The 20,322-nt window shown below is 61.7% G+C and carries 14 protein-coding genes and 1 pseudogene; 7 read left to right on the plus strand and 8 right to left on the minus strand.

All coding sequences use genetic code 11. The features are described from left to right. Positions 1 to 67 precede the first annotated feature (67 nt). Positions 68 to 450, minus strand: a pseudogene (locus tag KIO74_RS31870) (IS3 family transposase); the annotation flags it as partial. 589 nt (positions 451 to 1,039) lie between these two features. On the opposite strand from KIO74_RS31870, the gene KIO74_RS17230 reads away from it, so the two are divergent. Continuing rightward, positions 1,040 to 2,536: a helicase HerA domain-containing protein gene (locus KIO74_RS17230; RefSeq protein ID WP_213333012.1), complete on the plus strand. Its 1,497-nt coding sequence runs from the start codon at positions 1,040 to 1,042 to the stop codon at positions 2,534 to 2,536. 191 nt (positions 2,537 to 2,727) lie between these two features. Next, entirely contained in the window at positions 2,728 to 3,717 is a 990-nt protein-coding gene (locus KIO74_RS17235) for a LacI family DNA-binding transcriptional regulator (protein ID WP_213333013.1), read from the plus strand. A 247-nt stretch (positions 3,718 to 3,964) separates the two neighbouring features. Here KIO74_RS17235 and KIO74_RS17240 read toward each other — a convergent pair whose 3' ends face one another. From KIO74_RS17240 to KIO74_RS17255, 4 genes are all read right to left on the minus strand, one after another. Further along, positions 3,965 to 4,978, minus strand: coding sequence for an MsnO8 family LLM class oxidoreductase (locus KIO74_RS17240; protein WP_213333014.1), 1,014 nt, complete (start codon positions 4,976 to 4,978; stop codon positions 3,965 to 3,967). Between the two features lie 18 nt (positions 4,979 to 4,996). Further along, positions 4,997 to 7,507, minus strand: coding sequence for an ABC transporter ATP-binding protein/permease (locus tag KIO74_RS17245; RefSeq protein WP_213333015.1), 2,511 nt, complete (start codon positions 7,505 to 7,507; stop codon positions 4,997 to 4,999). Further along, positions 7,504 to 8,481, minus strand: coding sequence for an ABC transporter permease (locus KIO74_RS17250; RefSeq protein ID WP_213333016.1), 978 nt, complete (start codon positions 8,479 to 8,481; stop codon positions 7,504 to 7,506). The genes KIO74_RS17245 and KIO74_RS17250 overlap by 4 nt, the downstream gene beginning before the upstream one ends. Positions 8,482 to 8,837: 356 nt before the next feature. Beyond that, positions 8,838 to 10,538, minus strand: coding sequence for an ABC transporter substrate-binding protein (locus KIO74_RS17255; protein WP_213333017.1), 1,701 nt, complete (start codon positions 10,536 to 10,538; stop codon positions 8,838 to 8,840). Positions 10,539 to 10,657: 119 nt separating this feature from the next. Here KIO74_RS17255 and KIO74_RS17260 point away from each other — a divergent pair, with 119 nt between their 5' ends. From KIO74_RS17260 to KIO74_RS17275, 4 genes are all read left to right on the plus strand, one after another. Continuing rightward, on the plus strand, positions 10,658 to 11,314 hold the full coding sequence (locus KIO74_RS17260) for a hypothetical protein (protein WP_349629208.1): 657 nt from the start codon (positions 10,658 to 10,660) through the stop codon (positions 11,312 to 11,314). Then, the gene (locus KIO74_RS17265; RefSeq protein ID WP_213333018.1) at positions 11,314 to 11,943 is read left to right on the plus strand and encodes a hypothetical protein; all 630 of its coding nucleotides are present in this window, start codon (positions 11,314 to 11,316) and stop codon (positions 11,941 to 11,943) included. The genes KIO74_RS17260 and KIO74_RS17265 overlap by 1 nt, the downstream gene beginning before the upstream one ends. 549 nt (positions 11,944 to 12,492) lie before the next feature. Then, on the plus strand, positions 12,493 to 12,972 hold the full coding sequence (locus KIO74_RS17270) for a VOC family protein (RefSeq protein WP_213333019.1): 480 nt from the start codon (positions 12,493 to 12,495) through the stop codon (positions 12,970 to 12,972). Positions 12,973 to 13,117: 145 nt separating this feature from the next. Continuing rightward, complete coding sequence (locus KIO74_RS17275; RefSeq protein ID WP_213333020.1) at positions 13,118 to 14,167, plus strand: MBL fold metallo-hydrolase; 1,050 nt, start codon at positions 13,118 to 13,120, stop codon at positions 14,165 to 14,167. A gap of 145 nt (positions 14,168 to 14,312) precedes the next feature. Here the strand turns inward: KIO74_RS17275 and KIO74_RS17280 are convergent, their stop codons facing one another. The 3 genes from KIO74_RS17280 to KIO74_RS17290 all read right to left on the minus strand — a co-directional run bounded on the left by KIO74_RS17280 (position 14,313) and on the right by KIO74_RS17290 (position 18,208). Continuing rightward, on the minus strand, positions 14,313 to 14,891 hold the full coding sequence (locus KIO74_RS17280; protein ID WP_213333021.1) for an HPF/RaiA family ribosome-associated protein: 579 nt from the start codon (positions 14,889 to 14,891) through the stop codon (positions 14,313 to 14,315). 363 nt (positions 14,892 to 15,254) lie between these two features. Further along, the gene (locus tag KIO74_RS17285) at positions 15,255 to 15,764 is read right to left on the minus strand and encodes a CAP domain-containing protein (RefSeq protein ID WP_213333022.1); all 510 of its coding nucleotides are present in this window, start codon (positions 15,762 to 15,764) and stop codon (positions 15,255 to 15,257) included. Between the two features lie 41 nt (positions 15,765 to 15,805). Next, complete coding sequence (locus KIO74_RS17290; protein ID WP_213333023.1) at positions 15,806 to 18,208, minus strand: DUF3772 domain-containing protein; 2,403 nt, start codon at positions 18,206 to 18,208, stop codon at positions 15,806 to 15,808. A gap of 198 nt (positions 18,209 to 18,406) precedes the next feature. On the opposite strand from KIO74_RS17290, the gene KIO74_RS17295 reads away from it, so the two are divergent. Continuing rightward, positions 18,407 to 20,230 carry a glucan ABC transporter ATP-binding protein/ permease gene (locus KIO74_RS17295; protein WP_213333024.1) on the plus strand — a complete coding sequence of 608 codons (1,824 nt, stop codon included), beginning with the start codon at positions 18,407 to 18,409 and terminating at the stop codon, positions 20,228 to 20,230. The last annotated feature ends 92 nt before the right edge of the window (positions 20,231 to 20,322 follow it).

Consider the following 20,322-nt stretch of genomic DNA (forward strand, 5'->3'; position numbering starts at 1 on the left):
TGCGTTGATCTAGCATCTCGAAGGTCGTTATCGGATCGAACCACAATCCGACCAGGGCCGCTGAAGTCCGGTGCCGGGTCGAGCGATGTTGTTCGAGCACGCGGCAGGCCCGCCGCTCTGACGCCTTCAGAGCAAGCTGGACATGGTCGATGCGGTACGGCGACGCGCGGGGATCAGAAGTTTTCTGAGGCAGCCTCTTTCAGGAACAGCTTGTCGAGCGTTAGGTCCGCGACGGCGCGGCGAAGCCGGGCGCTCTCAGCCTCGAGCTCCTTCATCTGCTCAACCTGATCCGACTTCAGGCAGCCAAACTCACGCGCCAGTGGGAGCGGCTAGCCTCCGTGACACGGATCGAACGGATCGCATCGGCAACGGCTTACCCTGCGAGATTAGTACATCAACCTGGCGCGGCTTCGTGACAATCCCTTCGGGTTTGTGGCGCTTCTTTGGCATGACGGTCCTCCTGCCTGACGAGAGACATACTTCAGGGTGGACCCGTCCAACGGGAGTGGATCAGGTCACGCGATGAGCATGGCGTTATCCACAGGCGATTTTCTCCGCAAGGTAGGACAATTGGTCGTCTAGTCCAAATCAGCAACGGGGTTGGCATCACAGTTGGCGATTTAAAAATATGATATTTATCAATTTCTTATGGAGGTATGTAGCACTTTAGGTAGCGCCATATCCCGGTCCGGCGCCGTTTTCATTGGTCCAGAAACTATTATCTGTCCGGAGGCTTTTTAAGAGTAAGCGGTTTCAGGCCGCCTATGGCGGAGGTCATCGGGCATGGCGTGCCGGCGCGGAAGGGCGCGCGGGCCGTATGAAGCTGAAGGCCGGTGGGGTCGCCATCGGCGACATCCCCCCTTGAAGGGCTCAGCCCAGATTTGCTCTGTCAGATTGATGGATTGGTCTTCGCTGATGTACCAATGGCGCGCCAAGGCGGTCGCTGGTCGTCCAAGCCATCATGCTGTGGGAATCCCTGCGGCTACGCATCGCGTTATCGGGCGGCGGATGCTAAGGGCGATGCGCGAAGGGGTTCCTGATGAAGGTCAACATCGACATGGGCGCCGCGGCCGGTGGTGCGGTGGCGGATCTGGATCTGGAAGAGTTGCTCGCGACCCGCCTGCTGGTGCAGGGCAATTCAGGGTCCGGCAAGTCGCATCTGCTGCGACGCCTGCTGGAACAGAGCGCGCCCTGGGTCCAGCAATGCATCATCGACCCCGAAGGCGACTTCGTCACGCTCGCGGAGAAATTCGGCCACCAGGTGGTGGATGCCGCCCGCACCGAGGCGGAGCTCGCGCGCATCGCCAGCCGCGTTCGCCAGCATCGTGTCTCTGTGGTGCTCAATCTTGAGGGGCTCGACATCGAGCAGCAGATGCGTGCCGCGGCAGCTTTCCTCGGCGGTATGTTCGATACCGAGCGCGACTATTGGTACCCCGTGCTCGTGGTGGTCGATGAGGCGCAGCTTTTCGCCCCCGCCGTTGCCGGTGAGGTCTCGGACGAGACGCGGAAGCTCTCGCTGGGCGCGATGACCAATCTGATGTGCCGTGGCCGTAAGCGCGGGCTGGCGGGCGTCATTGCCACCCAGCGCCTGGCCAAGCTGGCGAAGAACGTTGCGGCGGAAGCGTCCAACTTCCTGATGGGCCGCACCTTCCTGGACATCGACATGGCGCGCGCCGCCGACCTCCTGGGGATGGAGCGCCGCCAGGCCGAAATGTTCCGTGAGCTGGCGCGCGGGCGCTTCATCGCATTGGGCCCGGCCCTGTCGCGTCGGCCGCTGGCGATCACCATAGGCTCTGTCGAGACCTCGGCGCGCTCGGCTAGCCCGAAACTCATGCCATTGCCCGACGCGCCGGAGGATGTCCGCGACCTCATTTTCACGCCCGGCCCCGAGGAAGCGAGCCAGGTCGTGAGAAAACCGCCACCCAAACCGATACCGACAGCTGACATTCTGACCCAGCTGTCGCGGCCGAGGCCGGCGCCTGAACCGCCGGCCGAGCCGGTTTTCGCCATCATCGACGAGGCTGAGCGCGAAGCCGGCATCGACACGGTGTTGCGCGAAATTCTTGAAGACCCCGACGCGGCGTTCCGCTCCGATGCGGTGCTCTATCAGGACTTTCTGGTGCGCAGCCGTATTCGACGGGTGCCGGGAGAACCGCTGCAGCTGCCCGCCTTCCGCAGGCGGCTCGCTGTCGCCAAGGCCGGGGTCGATGAAAGCGCCGGCGGCGAGGCCTGGGCCATGGCGCTGTCGCTATCGGAAGGTCTTCCCGATGATCTCCAGGGCATGTTCCTGATGATCGCCCGAGCCGCGACCAACAAGGATCCCTGTCCGTCCGATGCGACTTTGGCGCGTGCCTATGGCAGCCACTCGCCGCGCCGGGTGCGGCGCCTGCTCACCTATTTCGAGGAGCGCGGCCTGCTCGTCACCCGCATGGATTTTCATGGGCGGCGCGTGCTCGCCTTCCCGGATCTCGGCTGCGAAACCGCCCCCGGCGACCCTGATGGGCCTGACGAGGCGCAACGCGACGCCGCTGAGTGATGAGACCGGCGCGGCCCGTAACCGCCGTGTGTCGTGCTAGAGCATTTTCGAGCGAAGTGGAAACCGGTTCGCGTGAAGAAAATGCGTAAAAACATAAAGGAGCATTTCCGGCGAACCGGAGTTCGCTGGAAATGCTCTAGGATAGTCAGGGTGATTGGCACAACGGGCATGGCATAGTGGGGGCGCGCCGCATGGTCAGTATCGTCGATGTTGCTCGACATGCACGGGTGTCACAAGCGACGGTATCGCGTGTGCTGAGCCAGAAGGTCTTCGTGACGGAGGAAACGCGCCAGAAGGTCATGTCAGCGATCGAGGAACTAGGCTACCTGCCGAGTTCACTTGGCAAGGCACTGCGGACAGGTTATCTCGACTCTGTCGCGTTTCTCGTCAGCGATATCGAGCAGGGCTGGTATTCGGCACTCGCCAAGCATTTGCAGCGGGCGTTGCAGGAGCGTGGCCTCGATATGTTGCTGTTTGACCTGAGCCATAGTGAGGCTCGGCTGGTGCAGATGCTCGAACGCAGCAATTCCCTCCGATTGCGCGGCGTTATACTGGCGACAAGCGATAATTTTGACTTCAGATCGATACAGCCTATTACCGCGCAATTGAAGGATGGAAATATTCCGGTCGTATCGATCGGCCAAAAAATGGATCATCTCGGAATTAGTTCGGTCCTTCACGACGAAGTCGATGCAGGCATACAAGGTGTCATGCATTTTGTCGCGAGGGGGCGCACCCGCATCGCTTATCTCAACCGTATCTCGCTGTCGGCCGCGGGTCGCCAGCGCTATGATGGTTATGTGGCAGGACTTCAGAAAGCGGGCATACCGTTCGACAGCTCATTGCTCTGGGAAAGTCCCCTCTATCGTTTTGAAGGCGGCTACGCGATGGTCGCGCAGGCCGTTGCGGCCGGTGTTCAGTTCGATGCGATACTGGCGGGAACGGACGAACTGGCGATCGGGGCGTTGTCGGCCGCCGATGATGTTGGTCTCAATGTCCCGCGCGATGTTGCCGTTATGGGTTTCGGTGGTCTTGATGTTGGCAAGTATTCGAGGCCAAAGCTCACCACGCTGACTGGAAATCCGGTTGCGGTCGCGCAGGAGATGGTAAAAATGCTCTTCTCAAATGCTGTGAGCTGTGTCTCGTTCAAGCGTGAGCTCATCGTAAGGGCGACGAGCTAGAGCATAATCCGACCGGAGTGAAACGAGGATCGATAAGATTATGCTTGAAATAAAAGAGGTTGGAGCGCCGATCTGATACAATCAGATCGAAACGCGCTCTAAAAGCGCTTCGCGGGCGCGCTCGATCTGAGGTGGCGCGTTATCTCCGACTTAGCGTCTAGCGAACCGCGCGCGCCTTTGCTTTGCGCGCTGATCAGCGGGTCTGAAGCATCTGCAAGCGGGATGTATCGGACAGGTGCGCCCGGCGTCAGAGCATCTCCCTGGCGATGAGGTGATACTGGCGTTTGCGCAAGGAAAGGGTCGGCAGAAACTCCTGCAGCATGAACTCGGTGACACCGGTCTGCGCCGACATGCGCTCGATGGTCGATCGTACCTGTCGGGGCGTTCCCACGAGATAGGCCGGCCAGTCGGCCTCTTCGGCCGGCACCATACCGCCCAGTAAGGCGATAGCTTCCTCCGGCGTCGGCCATGTCTCAAGGAGAATATTCTGCTCGCGGCGCAATTTGAAAACGGCTCGTACCGGCATCGCCAGATATTCCGCCTCCTCCTTGGTTTCGGCGACGATGACGCGTACGGCGGTGATCAGAGCCGGCTCGCTCACGCCCGCAGCGTAGCGCGAGGCCACAAAAGCGCGTCGATACGCGGCCACTGCCGGGGCAGCTATCCCTGGCGCTATGAAGGCGCTGAAGGCGAGCGGAATACCATAGCGCGCCGCGCGCAGGGCGCTTTCTTCACTGGCCGCCAGAATCCAGGGCGTCGGCCCGGCGGGCTCATCCGGCATGATGCGGATAGCCCGGAAAGGGGAATCCGCGTCCAGCTGATGGCTCAACCAGCCGATCACTTCGCGTATCTGCTCTTCCTGATCATCTGGCACCTCGCACCCGCGCAAGCGGCGCAAGGCGGTGTCGGCCAGCGTCCCGGTGCGGGCCCGGCCAAAGCCGGCGTCGATGCGCCCCGGAAACATCACGCCCAGCGTGCGCATGCATTCCGCTGCCTTGTAAGGACTGTAATGGTTCAGAAGGACGCCACCGACACCAACGCGAATGGATCGGGTCGCGCCGGCGAGCGCCATGGCGAAGACTTCCGGCGCGGGATTCGCCTCGAACGGTGTGGCGTGGTGCTCAACGATCCAGTAGCGGTGGTATCCCAGTTCTTCCGCATATTGGGCCAGCGCGATGGTTTCCCGCATGGCCTGCCCCGAAGTCAGGCCGGTCGATTTCTGCATGGCGTCGAGTATCGACAGGCGAAGACGGGGCGACATGCAGGTGCTCCTTCTGAATCAGGCCGCAGCGATCAATGCGCGCGTATACTCGTTTTGGGGGGTCCGTACGATGGTGTCGGCCTGTCCTTCCTCGATGATACGGCCCTGGCGCAATACGGCGAGGCGATCGCAGAAGTGGCGGGCCAGCGCGATATCGTGAGTAATGAGGAGAAAGGCCGTTGCGGTTTCGCGCGCGAGGCTTTCCATCAATTCCATCATCTCCATCCGGACCGATTGATCGAGCATGGATGTGGGCTCATCAGCGATGATGAGCTTGGGATTGACGACCACCGCTCTCGCGAACGCGACACGCTGTCTCTGTCCGCCAGACAGGGCGATGGGCAGATGGGAGATGAAGGCGCCGTCATTGGGCAGTCTGGCGGCCGCCAGCGCCGCGAGGACCTTCGCATGGATGACGGCGGGATCGCGCTCGCCCCGGATGCGCAAGGGCTCGGCGACGATGTCGCGCACGGACATGCCGTTACGCATGCTTTGGTAAGGATCCTGAAAGACCAGATGGACGGCCTCGCTCATGATCTGGCGGCGGCGCGGGCCAAGCGAGGCCATGTCTCTGCCCTGGAAGAGGACAGTGCCTTCATCGGGTGACAGGACACCCATGCACAGACGGGCGATGGTGGATTTGCCCGCCCCACTGCCGCCCACAAGGCCCAGTTTCTCTCCGGGAGCCAGAACCAGCGATACATCGTTCAGCGCCCGATGCTCGCTCGCCCCACGCGCCCGCCCGGCACGGCGGCGGAAGGTCTTCGATACGTTCCGCAATTCGATGAGTGGCGTTGGCGCGGGCCCACTTCTCTCTGCTTGGGCTTGCCAGCGCTTTTCGCCGTTGATCTCAGGCAGGCTTTCGAAAAGAGCGCGTGTGTGGGCGTGACGCGGGGCGCGGCGCAAGTCCGCCGGCTCGCCTTCTTCCACGATTGTCCCGCCGCACATCACAGCCAGCCGGTCGGCATGGCGCGCGATCAGGGGCAGGTTGTGGGTGACGAACAGGATCGAGAGATCGAGCCGCTGCCGCAAATCGAGTAGCAGCGCCATGATGTCCTCCTGCACAAGGACGTCGAGGCCTGTCGTTGGCTCGTCAGCGATTACGACCTCGGGTCGGTTGCAAAGCGCGATGGCGATGACGGCGCGCTGGCGCATGCCGCCGGACAGCTCATGCGGGAAGCTCGCGGCATGGCGGACCTCCAGTCCGACCGACAGCAACTTCTCGGCGATGGCGGCTTCACGGGCCTTTGGCGTGCGCTTCCCGCCCTGGTCCAGTGCCTCGCCGAGCTGGGCGCCAATTGTGAGCACGGGGTCCAGGGCGTTCATGGCGCTCTGCGGAATAAGCGCGATGCGCCGTCCGCGCAGACGCCGCATCGTTTCGTCGCTGGCGGTCAGAAGGTCATCGCTGTGCAGCCAGATGGCGCCGCGCGTGACGCAGGCGGAGGAGCGCAAGAGCCGCGGGATCGCCATCGACACCGTCGTCTTGCCTGAGCCGGATTCGCCCACGAGGCCGAGCAGTTCGCCCCGCCGCAGGTTGAGATCGACGCCGCGCACCACCTCATGGCTGCCGAATTCGGATTCCCACGATACATGCAGCTGCTGCACCGACAGAATGACGCCGGGAACGGGTGCCGCCGCCGCGGGGCGTTCGATCGCTTTCGCCAGCCGCTTGCGGATGCGGGGCGCGAGCGAGGCATCGTAGCCAAAGCCGATCAGCGCCAGCGCCAGCACGGTTATCGAGACGGCGAGCCCCGGTGGCATGACCCAGTAGACCCAGGCGCCTGTGAGAAAGGCCGTGCGCGCGTTGGCGTGGAAAAGGATGGAGCCCCAGCTGTTCTGCAATGGGTCGCCCAGGCCGAGGAAGCTCAGCGAGGTCTCGATCAGGATCGCGTTATGGGCGATGCGAACGAACTGCGGCACGATCAAGGGCGCGAGCTCGGGAATGAGATGGCGCATGCCGACGAAATAGCCGCTGGCGCCCATCGCCAGCGATGCCTCAACGAAGGTGCTGGACCGGATCTGCAGGATCTGCGCGCGCAGCTCGCGCACGGATGGCGCCCACATGACAAAGGCGATGACAAGGACCTGGGTCTTTATCGATGCGCCAAAGAACACGCCAAGCACGACGACGAGCGGCATGAAGGGCAGGCACAGGATGATGTCCACCAGGCGCATGACAAGGCGGTCGATCAACCCGCCGTTGAACCCGGCGATGACCGCGATGACCGTCGCCAGGAATGTCGATATCACAGCCACCAGCAGTCCGACGAAAAGCGATATGCGCGCGCCGTACAGCAGCTGGGAAAACAGGTCCTGCCCTGCGTCGTCGCAGCCCAGTATATGCGCCGCGGTCGGTGCCGCGAAAGGTCTGCACACAGTGTCGCGAGGCCCGTAGGAAGTCAGCAACGGCGCGAATATGGCACTGAGCGCGATGACCGCGAGGATGACCATTCCTGCGCGCTGGACCTTGCCGGTCAAGGTTTCGCCCGGCGCGAGAAAGCGGCGCGTGTTTACATAGCGATCGCTCATATCCGGTCAATTTCAGCGGTGCGAGGATCGATCAGCGGATAGAGCAGGTCGGCTACCAGATTGGCGATGATCACGCTCAGCGACACGAGAATGAAAATGCCTTGAAGAAGGTTGTAATCGCGCGAGTTGACCGCCATCACGATCAGGCTGCCGAGCCCCGGATAAGAGAACACGGTCTCGATCACCAGCGTGCCCCCCACGAGAGATCCGACGCTCATCATCACGTTCGTAACCAGGGGCAAGAGCGCGTTGCGGAAGGCATGGCCGAAGAAGATGCGACGCTCGCTGAGCCCCTTGGCACGGGCAAAGGTCACATAATCCTGGTCCAAAGCCATCATCGTCGCTGAGCGTGCGATGAGGAGCACATTGGCGGCCATCACGACCCCCAGCGCGAGTGTCGGCATGATCAGTCGCTTGGCGACGCCGACATACCACGCCCAGCTGCCGGTCGGCGTGCCGATCGGATACGCGCCATAGGACGGCAACCACTGCAAGGTGGTTGAGAAGAGGATGATCAGCATCATGGCCAGCCAGAAGGGTGGCAGGGAGCCTATGAAAAGCACGCCCGAAATGGTGGCGAGATCCGCGGCGCGGCCCCGCCGCCAGGCCGAATAGGCACCGAGCAGCGAGCCGACCAGGGTGCTGAATATGAGCGCGCCGCCCATCAGCAGCAGCGTCCAGGGCAAGCGCTGCATCAACGCCTGCGACACTGGCATGCCAAGGAGGATCGAGTTGCCGAGGTCGCCCCGGAAGAAGCTCGTCAGATAGTTCAGATATTGCTGCCAGAGAGGCAGATGCAGGTTGAACTCTTCCATGATGCGTTGCATCTGGGCCTTCGTCATGTTCTCCACGACGTCGGACCCCAGCAAGGCATTGATCGGGTTTCCGGGCGCAAGGCGCGGCAGAAGAAAATTGGCCGTCAGAACGACGAGCAATGTCACCGCGTATTGCAGGAATGTACGGAGATAATACATCGGTGAAAGCCCGCTCATTAAAGATGAGAGGGGGTCTCTCATCTCCGATTTCGGATAGTTCCGGTGATGCTTCAGGAAGAGCGGGGGCGCCGCCTCTATCGGCTCCAGGATATTCCGACGCGCGGCACGGATAGCACTTTTCCGGAGCTCTCAGGAATTGTAGAGACTTTGTTTCCACGGCCGGCTTGTCTCGACCATCTCCATCAATGAGTCCCAGAAGCCTTTCCAATCGTCGTTACGGAACTCGGGTGTTCGCGAGTTCCTGATGACTAGCCGGCATCGGGTAAACCGATTTCGGGAACAAGCCCAGTGATGACCATGGTACCTCTTGGGCAATTCGTGAATGTCGACTGGGCTTAGTGCTGGAACTGGGCGTCGAGCGGCGCAGTCGTGCCGATGCGGCCAGCCTCGGGCAGAAATGAATACTTGTGAAATATCCCGTATCCCGATGACGAAGCATAGTTGTCATAGGACTGCCAGCGATAAGCAAAGAGACCATCCGGATACCAGAGCATGAAACGGCTCGGGTACTTCACTTCATATTCCTGGAGTTCGAAGCTGACGTCCTTGCGCTTGTCACGCGTATCGGCATCCCACCACTTGTTGTAGAGGGCGAGCCGCTCCGGCTCGCTTTCCAGCAGTTTTTTCATCTGCGAGGACGAGTAGAACTGCATGTACTGGTCCTGATCGGCCAATCCATGCGGCGTGATTTCCGAGATCGAGAAATCATAATTGCCGGAATTCGAGAGATTGGCGAAAGTCGCGGCATCGACAGCCTCGACATGGGACTTGAACCCCACGTTGGCGAATTGCTTCACCATCAACTCGGCGGCCCGCACGTGCAGAGGCTGGTTTGTCGACACGAGGATGCGCCAATCGATGGGCTTGCCATCAGGTAGATCGCGGAAGCCGTCCTTGTCCTTGTCGACGAAGCCCTGGCTGTCGAGGCCCTTCTTGGCGAGCTCGGCGTCGTAGGGCACGGTAAGGCCCGGCTTCGTCCAGGTGCTGTCGAGATGCGGCCAGCCATGCTTGCCGGATTGGGCCCGGCCCAGCATGATGCGATCGACCATCTCGTCCGGCTGAATGGCAAGCGACAAGGCATAGCGCAAGTCGCGATTGTTGAAGACGGGCAGATCGAGGTTCATCTGCATCCAGGTCCCCCAGAGGCTGGGCGCCTGAGCGATCTCTATGCTTAGGTCGTTCCGCCATTGCTCCACCAGCTCGGGCGGCATGGCGCGTGCAGCGCCGTCGATCTCGCCTGACTTCAGCGCGGCGAACATCGTCTGGGGGTCCTTGATCATGACGAGGGTCAGTTCATCGACCACCGGTTTGCCCGCCCAATATTGATCATGGGCGACATAGTGGTAGTATTCATCCGCCTTGTAGTCGACCAGCTTGTAGGGACCGGTGCCGATGGCCGGATCGGTGAGCGTGCGCGGATCCTTGATGTTTTCCCACTGCTTCTTCTGCAGAATGGGCAGTTCCGGCGCTGTTACAAGGTCGAAGTTAGGCATGGGCCGTTCGCTCGTGAAGCGTATGCGGGTCGGACTGATCTTCTCGATCTTGTCGACACGCGGAACGTCCGAAACATGGTGCGTCCAGCGATTGGCTGGCCCGTCGCGATAGTATTCATATGTGAAGACAACATCATCGACGGTCAGTTCGCTCCCGTCGTGGAACTTCACGCCCTGCCGGATCTCGGCTTCCCACACTCGTCCGTCGGCCGTCACCGGAACAACCTCGGTGGCCAGCCAGCTGCGGCCTTTGCTGAGATAAGGTGAAGGCTCGAGCAGCTTGTCGAGGCTCAGATACAGCACCCAGTCATTCCAGGAGTTGCCGATCGTGTAGGTCGTGATGTTGCCCGCGGTGTTCCAGATGCCAATGCGCAGATGCTTGGCTTTCTTGGGTCCTTCGTTATTGGTCGCGCTCAAAATTCCGGCCGCGGTGTGCTTCTGGTCGGCCGTCACGTGGGCACCATCATGGGCGACGACAGGCGCCGCTGTGGCCATGAGGGCGCAAACAGCCGTGGCGGTTGCAAGGCGCGTGAGAACTGCCATGTCCGGAACCTTTTCGAGAGGAATGCGCGTCCAAAATTTGACGGGCTCGCGAAGCCAGCGGAGCGCTGCTGACTTATCGTTATGTATTGCATCCGTCAAGGAAAGATGACATCTAAGAAATGTTAAAAACTAACGCTTTCGCGATCGACGAGGCATCACAAATTATGGGCGTACTTCTTGTACAGTCTCATTATAATTATTATAATGAAGGAAATAGTCCTATGGGACTTCAAATCCAGGCTCAGGAGGTGCTGCCGGTCCGCGAATTGCAGCTCACGGAAGGCCATTTTCGGGAAGCGACCGGGCTTATTACCACCACGCACCTGGATCAGATCGGATTTTTACGCTTTCGCGACGCGGTCGAGGACTTCCTGGATCGCGGCGGGCGTTGGATTTTCAACGGCCATCTCATGAGGCCGCTGGTCGAAGGGCTGCGCAACTATGTGCCGCTTCCAAGTCAGCGGCGGGTGGATCTTGACCAGATCCGCCTGAATTCACATCCCATCTTTCTTGGCATCGACCAGAAGAAGCTTGAGGAAAACCGTGGTGTCGCAGGCTTTTACGGGCGCGGCCACAATCCGATGCCGGAGGGCGCGGTGGCAATCAACGGAATTGGTCCCGACAAGGTTGCGGTGGATTGGGTCTGGGCGAGGCCGCGCGGCGGCGAGATCTTCTCACACAGTGGCAACGAGTTCTGGGGCTGTGGAGATGATCCCGACCTGAAAGCGAGTTTACTCGACCGGGCTGTCAGGTGGGCTGGGGGGAAATTGAACTGATGCGCGTCCTGGCTATCCATCCTGGCACTTATTATCACATTCAAAGTCTCGAGAGCCCTCCCTTCGCGCAATATTTCGACGCGCTGGTTCGGCCTGAGGACCTTACTTGGGCGGAGCTGCGGCGGTACGACGTTCTTTTCATCCCTTGCCGCACCCCCGCCGATAGGATGCTTCCCTACAAGGATCTCTTGCTGCGCCATCTCGATGAGGGCGGGACGATCATCTCGACGGGTGAGAATCATAGCGAGCTCTATCTCCCAGGCGTCCGTTTCACCCCGCAGCCGACCAACTGGTGGTGGTGGCTCACGCCGGGCGCGGATCTCGGCGTGCGGGCCGCGAATGCCGATCACTCCCTTTTCCGCTACCTGCCCGAGGAGGATCTGACCTGGCACCTGCACGGCTGGTTTGATCCGCCGGAAGGCGTCACGGCGTTGGCCGTCAACGAAGCCGGCAAGCCGATCCTCTACGTGGATGACGTGAGCACCAACGGCCGTCTCATCATCACCAGCCTCGATCCGCTTTTCCATCATGGCTCGCACTTCATGCCTGCCACGACACGCTTCCTGAAAGGCTTCCTGCCCTGGATGCGCGATCATGCCGCGCGCCAAGCCGCGTCAAAAGTCGAGTGAGCCTTCAAGAGCATGCGCTCGTGAAGGCTCACGGCTGGCCGGATGTTGAAAGGAGCGGAGCCTCGTCAGGGACCCCGCGCGTTGGGCGCGCAAGGTCCCTGTCTCCATTTACGTCCGGCGCGGGGCCTTGGTGTCGCGGTCATTGTCCAAATCTATTTACGGAAGAAACAAGTATATTTGTGTTTTATACCCATCGTTGAAAGTGGATTTTTTTTTGAGTGAATTATGAAAATCATGATGTGATTGATATGTATTGTTCGTAATGTATATCTACGAATTGCGAATTTCACGAATCGGAATGCTTTAACAGATCGAATATAGTAGATATATTGCCATTTGAGTGTATATATTTTGTTATGATCAACTATAAATCGAGCGCTGGCTTGTGCTATCGAATAAGCCTCCACTCCGCAGAGGCCTTCCGGCCCATTCGGCGGAACGTCTTGTCGTCCACGCGCGTTCCAGGGTTGTGCGTCATTGGGGCTGACGGCATCATCGCGCGCGTCGGAAATCGGGCTGGTGTTGGCTTGAGGTGGGAAAGGATACGCTATGGCAGTTGCCAAGAACACGATCTGTTTGTGGTTCGACAAGGACGCTGAGAATGCGGCCCGCTTCTACGCCGAGACGTTCCCGGACAGTTCGGTCGGTGCCGTTCACCGTGCGCCCAGCGACTTTCCATCCGGGAAGGCGGGCGATGTGCTGACGGTTGACTTCACCGTCGCGGGCATCCCCTGCCTCGGCCTCAACGGAGGTCCTGCGTTCAAACATAACGAGGCCTTTTCGTTCCAGATCGCTACGGACGATCAGGAAGAGACGGATCGGTATTGGAATGCCATCGTCTCCAATGGCGGCCAGGAAAGCGCGTGTGGATGGTGCAAGGATAAATGGGGCATCTCCTGGCAGATAACGCCGCGTGTGCTGACGGACGCTCTCGCCGCTGGCGGTGAGGAAGCCAAGCGCGCCTTCGAGGCCATGATGGATATGACGAAAATCGACGTCGCGGCCATCGAGGCGGCGCGGCGCGGCTGAGGATTCGAGATCGCGCGCTCCATCGGGTGATGTGGCGTGTCCAACGCGACGCGTCGTCGCTCCTTAATGGACAAGGTGTTGCAGCGTCTGGTTGCAAGGGAGTATCACGGCCAGTACCACGGCTGTTTATCGATTGAGTGATGCCTTGACCCATCCGGCGAATTATGAAGGACTAAGCGTTCCCTTTGCAGAGCCACCAGCCTCTGGTGAGGTCGTCGAAGTCGCTCCCGGTCTTCTCTGGGTGCGCTTGCCGCTGCCTTTCCGCCTGAACCACGTCAATATCTATCTGATCGCGGATGGTGAGGGCTGGGCGGTCATCGATGCGGGCATCGGCGACGCGACCTCGCGTGCGGCGTGGGAGGGCCTGATGGCCGGTCCCCTGGCGGGACAAAAGCTGACTCGCCTCTTCGTCACGCATTTCCATCCCGATCACATCGGGCTCGCCGGTTGGCTGGTCGAGCGTTTTCAAATCCCGCTTCTATGCAGCGGCACGACCTATCTGATGTCGCGCAACATCGCGCTCGACCCCAACTCGCTCGACGCGGATTTCTATCGGGATTTCTATCTGCGCCACGGGATGGATCCGGACACGGTCGCGCTCGTCGTGACCCAGGGCCATGCCTATCTCGGCATGGTCGATAGCTTGCCGCTGAGTTTCCGGCGTTGCGTGGCGGGCGATCAACTGCGCTTTGGCGAGCGCACATTCGACGTGATCGACGGCAATGGGCATGCGGCCGAGCAGCTGATGCTCTATTGCAAGGCCGAGCGCATTCTCCTGGCTGCCGACCAGGTGATGGCGCGGATCACGCCGAATGTCAGCGTGTCTGCTATCGATCCGGAAGGCGATCCTCTGGGCCTTTATCTGCGCTCGCTGACTGAGCTCGCGGATCAGATTGATCCCGAGGCCCTGGTGCTGCCCGGCCACCAACTGCCCTTCGTCGGCCTTCAGACGCGCTGTCGCCAGATCGCGGATCACCACGCCGCGCGATGTGAAATGATCGCCGCGGCTTGCGCCGTGGACGCGCGTTCCGTGGCTGAGATTGTCCCGGTGATGTTCCCGCGACCGCTGGACCCGCATCAATGGAGCTTCGCATTCAGCGAGGCCCATGCCCATGTGAACTACCTGGTCCATCGCGGCGATCTGGTTCGGATCGTTGAGGCCGACAGCGAAAGATTCTTGCTGAACGCCCGCTAAAGAGCTCTCCGCGCGGGCCGTTCACGGGCGGCGGGCAAGTCGGGCTGAAACATGCGCCAAACCCCGCGTAAGGAAGACGCCCGTCATGAAAGTGGCGCCACTAAGGGCGCCACCGAGTCATGCGATTACCCATCCCTAAAATGGATCAGGCGGGGGCGGTCTCACCGACGAAGCGGCGCACGCTGCTGGCTTGTGGGCCCATGGGGCCTTCGCCCGTCGCGCGGGTGATATGCACCATCATGCCGACTTCCAGGTCCTCAAACGCGCCTGATGTGACCGCGTTGCGGCTGAAATAGAGCTGCGGGCTGCCGACGACCTCGACAAAGCCGTAGTCCCGATCCGGAAAGAGCCGGGCGATCTTGCCGGTTTCGGCGCCTGTGTCGTGGGCTTTGACGTGCTTGCGCCGGACCTGCGCGTCTTCCTCGAGCTGCCGGCGGATGGCATCGAAAGCACGCGTGACGATCGCGGTGCGATCCTCCTTCATCTCTTTCATTTCATCGCTGCGCTTTGCAACCAGCGTGCGGCCGGGGACATCGACTTCGAGATTGATGGCGAGAGGGGTCTTGCCGCTACCCGAACCACGATGGGGCACTTCAATCACGACACGGCAGGCTACAATGTGGGGGTGGAAACGCTCCAGACGATCAACGCGTTCGCGGATGAACCGATCGAGTGACTCGGACGTCTCGGTATCCTTGAAAGTGATCTGCAGCGGTGTTTGCATGGTCTGCATCCCCTGTTCTGTCTACATGTCAAAGCTTACACAACCGGCCCGTACGTCAAGAGCTGAAAAGCCTCCCACCCGGCGAGATGTCCGAGCGTGATCGAATTAATGTGCAGGAAGGCACCAGCGACGGGCAGGGTTCTCACTATCCTCGTTTCATCCCCCCTCATTGATTCATTTAGGCTTTGATGGGCCATTCGCAATGCGCCCGACGTGCAGGGAATGGCAAAAAGGTCTCAGAATCTGTTTTGTGAGGCACCTTCTTACCATCGCAAACAGGCACGATGCAGCTGCGCTCCCCACGTTCCGGCATCGCTTCGAGGTTGTCCTGCCGGGACATCCGGGGCGCAGCCATTTCGGCTGTCAGCGCGGCCCGGCAACGATCAGCGCCCAATAGACCTTGTACTTGGAGCCGGGCGCATAGGCAGTCGCGATGCCGAGGCGCGTCGCGCGCGGGAGCAGCATGACACGATTGTGGGCCGGGGAATCCCGCCATCCCGAGAAGGCTTCCGCGAGGGTGTGGTATCCGGCGGACAGATTGACCCCCGGCGAGCTCAGGCCCCGTGTCGCCAATTGCTTGCTGAGGGCTTCCCCGGAGGCGGGCCGATCGGCGCGTGCCATGGCATTTGCGGCCGCCTGGGCGCTCTGGATGAGTTCTGGGTCAACCGTCAGCGGTGGCAGCCCCTTGTTGGCCCGGTAGGCGGAGATCATTTCGGCAGCCGTGGCCGGATCGACACTGGCGGAGGACGAGGCCAGCGACCGGTAGAACACCGGCTGGGAGGGCGGCGATGGACGTGGCGCATCCGAGCTGCAGGCAGCGAGGAGGGCGAGAACGCAGGCCGCGGCGGCGGCGGGGAAGGCGGATCGGACCATACGGATCACCCTCGGCGCCATTCGTTAATGCACCCTTGCAATCAGCGCGGCGGCAGTGCATCTCGTGCTTTTAATTCGCGCAGGATCTTGAAGCTGATTTCGCTCTTGATCCGCCCGCTGGTCGCCACGTCGGCGACGAAGCCGTGCAGATCGAAATTGACGGCCTTCTCGCCGAATTCAGTCAGGAACACGCGGGGCGGCGGGTCACGCAGAACCTCGGCATGGCCTGCGGCGAGCGACAGGAGCAGGTCCCGGATCTCGTCGGCGTCGGCCGTATAGCTCACGCCGACCTTGATAGTGAAACGGCCCGAGCGGCCGTTGTGGACCCAGTTCTTCACGACACCGGAGACCAGGTTGGAGTTCGGCACGATGACAGCCGCCCGGTCGAAAGTCTCGATTTCGGTCGCGCGCACGCTGATACGCCGTACATGGCCCTGATCCGCGCCGACCACGACCCAATCACCCACCCGTATGCTGCGCTCCCACAGCAGGATGAGGCCTGACACGAAGTTGTTGACGATGGATTGGAGACCAAGACCGATACCGACACTGAGCGCGCCGGCGACGATCGCGACATTCGCGAGGCTGAGGCCGAGTTGCGACAAGGCTACCATCGCGGCGATGAAGAAGCCGAGGTAGCCGACCGCTGTCGTGATCGAGTTGCGAATGCCGGATTCGAGCTCCGTCGTGGGCAGGAAAGTGCCGGATAGCCAGCTCTGGACGGCACGGATGGCGGCGATAATCACGATGAAGGTCAGAACGGCGATCATGATCGCCGAGAGCGATATGGTCACCTCGCCGATGGTGAAGCCGACGAGTGCTTGGCGCGCCGCGGGAATGATGTCGTTGGATTCGACGCCGAACGGGGCTAGCACAAGCAGGAAGCCGAGCAGGATCAGGGTGACGTTGATTAGCCCGCCCGCCAGCACGCTGAACTGCTCCAGTGAGCGGTAGCTGAGCCCGATATTGGCGTGAATGGCGGAGGCCATGCGCTTGTCACGCGGGATCGCTCCGATGGTGACCGCAACGAGTTGTATCGCGAGATAGATGACGGCGGCGACAAGGGCCGCCCACATGAGCTGCCCTACGATGAAGCCCGCGAGCGCGACGTAGCCGAGAATGACGGCCAGGGTGACAACGGCGATCGCGGCCCAGCCCGCGATCTTGAAAATGCCCGCGGAGCGATTGGGCGCGACATAGGGGCCAAGGGCGCATTCCTCGTCCTCATCGGGGCTGCGCAGGCTGTGCAGGGCCGTCAGCGTGACGAGGACGACGGCGACGAGATACAGGCATTTGACGAGGATCGTGCTGGGAAGGCTGGCGCTTGTGGCGACGAGCAGCGCCTCGATCACGCGTTCAGCGAGCATCAGGCCGGCTATCGTCGAGACGTAGGTCAAGAGCTGGCGTGCGGTCGTCTCCTGCATGCCGAACAGGCGCCAGGACGGCAGGTTTGGCGCGAAACAGGCGTCTGCAAGGGCTCGCGCGCAGACGACCAGGGAGAGAGCCAGGAAAATAGCCTGCGCCAGATCCTTGATCCGGCCCGGCAGAAGGCCAATACCGTCCATCGCCACATACATCAGGGCAAGGGTGATCGCGACCGTGAGCGTGCGGCCCAGCGCGATGCCGATCGCGACGAGGACGCGTTTGCGTTGCGAAACGTCGACGGCTTCAGGATCACGGCGGGTCAGGTGAGGTATCAGCCATTGCCGCAGGACGAACATGCCGATCCCGACCAGGAGCGGCAGGACGAGGGCCGCGATGCGCCCGTCTTGTACGCGTTCGGCGAAAATGCCCGCCCAGTCGCGTGCCAGCCTATGCAATGCACGCATGTCATAGGGCATGGCGGCGAGGGCATCGGTCCACAGCGCCGGGCTGAAGATGCCGGGGGTCTTGGCCAGGATACGGCCGCTGATAAGCGTGCGGCGCGCGTCCGAGATGCTGGTCCGCAACTGCGCGGCCTGGACCTGCAGAGCGTTGGCCGCGGCGACCAGGCCTTCCGCCCGGGCGAGGCCGGCCTTTTGGGCATCGCGCTCCTCGCGGTTTTCATCCATCGGCGGCGCCGTCGCACCCGCCACCGCCTCAGGGGCCGGGCCGAGCTGCGCCAGTCGGGCTTTCAGGGCATCCACACGCGGGCGCAGCTCCGCCTGAATCGTGCTGATCGTGACCGCTATCGGCTCAAGGGAATCACGCAGACCCGTCAATGTGTCGTCCGAGAGATCCTGGCGGGTTAGCGTTGCCTCGATCTGGTCGAGCTGCAGCTTCGCCTGGTCGAGGCGGGATTGGGCACTTTCAGCCTGGCCTCCCGCCGCGCTTTGGGATTGCGCCGGCGTCTGCGCCAGCGCTGGTCCATTCATCGTCAGACCGCCAAGCCCGACCACCAAAAGGCACAGGAAGATGGCGGCGATCCGGCACGGAACTGAACGAAGAAGAATGGACAGGCGCATGCGTGAACGGCTCCGCGAACCATCAGGATCTATCGTGAGTGATGTCAGGGTTGCCTGCCCTCGATGACGAAGGCAAGGCCTCTTTGGGGCCATTTCGGTCGCGATCCCTTTCCCGATACCCTGTCTCACGGCTTGACAGTGGTGCGCGGCGCGTTGTGACTGGCGTGTTCAGAAACACTCGCCAGCAATTCGGTTCCGATGAATCTTGCCCGTCTCTATCTGCGTGTCCTGTCTGCGCTGGGCGGCGAGGCCCGGCTCGGCGGTTTGCTGATCGTGGCGAATATCGCCCTTGCCCTCGCCCAGTTCGCGGAGCCCCTGCTGTTCGGTCGCATCATCGACCTGCTCTCGCATGCCCAGGGCAGCGGCCAGCCGCCGGACATCGGCCTGCTCGGCCGCTATACCGCGGCGTGGGTCGGCTTCGGACTTTTTAGCATTGGTGCCGGCGTGTTCGTTGCCTTGCATGCGGATCGCCTGTCGCACAGGCGGCGCCTGGCTGTGATGGCGCAGTTCTTCGAGCATGCGTTGACGCTGCCGCTGGCGTTCCACGGGGCAACTCATTCGGGCCGGATGCTGAAGGTGATGCTGGAGGGCGCCAACGGCATGGCCGCCGTCTGGCTCTCTTTCTTCCGTGAGCAGTGCTCCGGCTTCGTGGTGCTTGTCGCGCTCCTGCCCATCTCCATGATGCTGAACTGGCGGCTCGGCCTCCTGCTTCTCGTGCTCGTCTTTTTCTTCGCCGCCGTCACGACTTTCGTGCTGCGGCGTACGGAAACCTTGCAGGGCTCCGTCGAGCGTCACCATTCGGCGCTGGCCGAGCATGCCTCTGACGCGCTCGGCAATGTGCCGGTCATCCAGAGCTTCACGCGCGTCGAGGCGGAGGCGCGGGCTCTGCGGTCGACCATCGATGCGCTCCTCGCCGCGCAAACGCCTGTACTGTCCTGGTGGGCGCTGGCGACGGTCGCCTCGCGGGCGTCGGCCACCCTGACGGTCCTGTCCATCTTCCTGACGGGCACCTGGCTCAATCTCAACGGTCTTGCCACGCTCGGCGAGGTGGTCGCGTTCATGAGCCTTGCCACGATGCTGATCGGCCGGCTCGAGCAGATCGTGTCCTATATCAATTTCCTCTTCCTGCAGGCGCCCAAGATCAGCGAGTTCTTCTCGATTGCCGATACGGTTGCGACGGTGGCCGACCGTCCGACGGCCCGTGACGCGGGCGTGCTGACGGGGAACGTCGTTTTCGACAACGTATCTTTTTCCTACGACGGCAAGCGCGCCGCCCTCGCGGATGTCTCCTTTGAGGTCAAACCCGGCGAGACGATCGCGCTCGTCGGCTCCACGGGTTCAGGCAAGTCGACAACGCTCGGACTTCTCCATCGCGCTTTCGATCCGCAGTCCGGGCGCATCCTGATCGATGGCACAGACATTCGCGATTTCACGCTGCTGTCTCTGCGACGGAACATCGGCGTCGTCTTTCAGGAGCCGATGCTGTTCGCGCGCTCCATTGCGGACAATTTGCGGGTCGGCAAGCCGAACGCGACCGACGAGGAGCTGCGGGTGGCGCTGGAGCGTGCCCAGGCCACGGATTTCATCGCCCGGCAGCCCGATGGCATCTATACGCTCGTCGGCGAGCGCGGGCGCACCCTTTCCGGCGGCGAGCGTCAGCGCCTCTCGATCGCCCGCGCGCTTCTGAAAAATCCGCCGATCCTCATTCTCGACGAAGCGACCAGCGCGCTGGACGCGACGACCGAAGGCAGGCTGCAGGCGGCGCTCGACGAGGTGATGCGTGGGCGGACGACCTTCGTCATCGCCCATAGACTCGCGACCGTTCGCAATGCCGATCGCATCTTCGTACTCGATGCCGGCCGTATCGTCGAAGGCGGGACTTTCGACGAGCTCGTCGCGAAGGGAGGTGTCTTTGCGGCTCTCGCCCGCGCGCAGTTTCTCGCCGCGCCGGAGGAGGAGGCTGCTTCCAGGCAAGCCCGCCCTGTCACCCTGCCCGATGGCGCGGGGCTGGCGGAGACCTGACATCTGGCGGCGACGAGCCTGGGATCTGTCTCGCGCACCATGCTCATCAGCCATGCGCTCCAGGCAGTTGGTTGCATCGGCGACCATCGCTA

The organism is Chelatococcus sp. HY11, assembly GCF_018398335.1.
Taxonomy (GTDB): Bacteria; Pseudomonadota; Alphaproteobacteria; order Rhizobiales; family Beijerinckiaceae; genus Chelatococcus.

Bases quoted from the DNA above. Each gene is read 5' to 3' on its own strand.
- KIO74_RS17230 (WP_213333012.1), top strand. From the start codon at position 1,040: ATGAAGGTCAACATCGACATGGGCGCCGCGGCCGGTGGTGCGGTGGCG.
- KIO74_RS17235 (WP_213333013.1), top strand. From the start codon at position 2,728: ATGGTCAGTATCGTCGATGTTGCTCGACATGCACGGGTGTCACAAGCG.
- KIO74_RS17240 (WP_213333014.1), bottom strand. From the start codon at position 4,978: ATGTCGCCCCGTCTTCGCCTGTCGATACTCGACGCCATGCAGAAATCG.
- KIO74_RS17245 (WP_213333015.1), bottom strand. From the start codon at position 7,507: ATGAGCGATCGCTATGTAAACACGCGCCGCTTTCTCGCGCCGGGCGAA.
- KIO74_RS17250 (WP_213333016.1), bottom strand. From the start codon at position 8,481: ATGTATTATCTCCGTACATTCCTGCAATACGCGGTGACATTGCTCGTC.
- KIO74_RS17255 (WP_213333017.1), bottom strand. From the start codon at position 10,538: ATGGCAGTTCTCACGCGCCTTGCAACCGCCACGGCTGTTTGCGCCCTC.
- KIO74_RS17260 (WP_349629208.1), top strand. From the start codon at position 10,658: ATGTTAAAAACTAACGCTTTCGCGATCGACGAGGCATCACAAATTATG.
- KIO74_RS17265 (WP_213333018.1), top strand. From the start codon at position 11,314: ATGCGCGTCCTGGCTATCCATCCTGGCACTTATTATCACATTCAAAGT.
- KIO74_RS17270 (WP_213333019.1), top strand. From the start codon at position 12,493: ATGGCAGTTGCCAAGAACACGATCTGTTTGTGGTTCGACAAGGACGCT.
- KIO74_RS17280 (WP_213333021.1), bottom strand. From the start codon at position 14,891: ATGCAAACACCGCTGCAGATCACTTTCAAGGATACCGAGACGTCCGAG.
- KIO74_RS17285 (WP_213333022.1), bottom strand. From the start codon at position 15,764: ATGGTCCGATCCGCCTTCCCCGCCGCCGCCGCGGCCTGCGTTCTCGCC.
- KIO74_RS17290 (WP_213333023.1), bottom strand. From the start codon at position 18,208: ATGCGCCTGTCCATTCTTCTTCGTTCAGTTCCGTGCCGGATCGCCGCC.
- KIO74_RS17295 (WP_213333024.1), top strand. From the start codon at position 18,407: ATGAATCTTGCCCGTCTCTATCTGCGTGTCCTGTCTGCGCTGGGCGGC.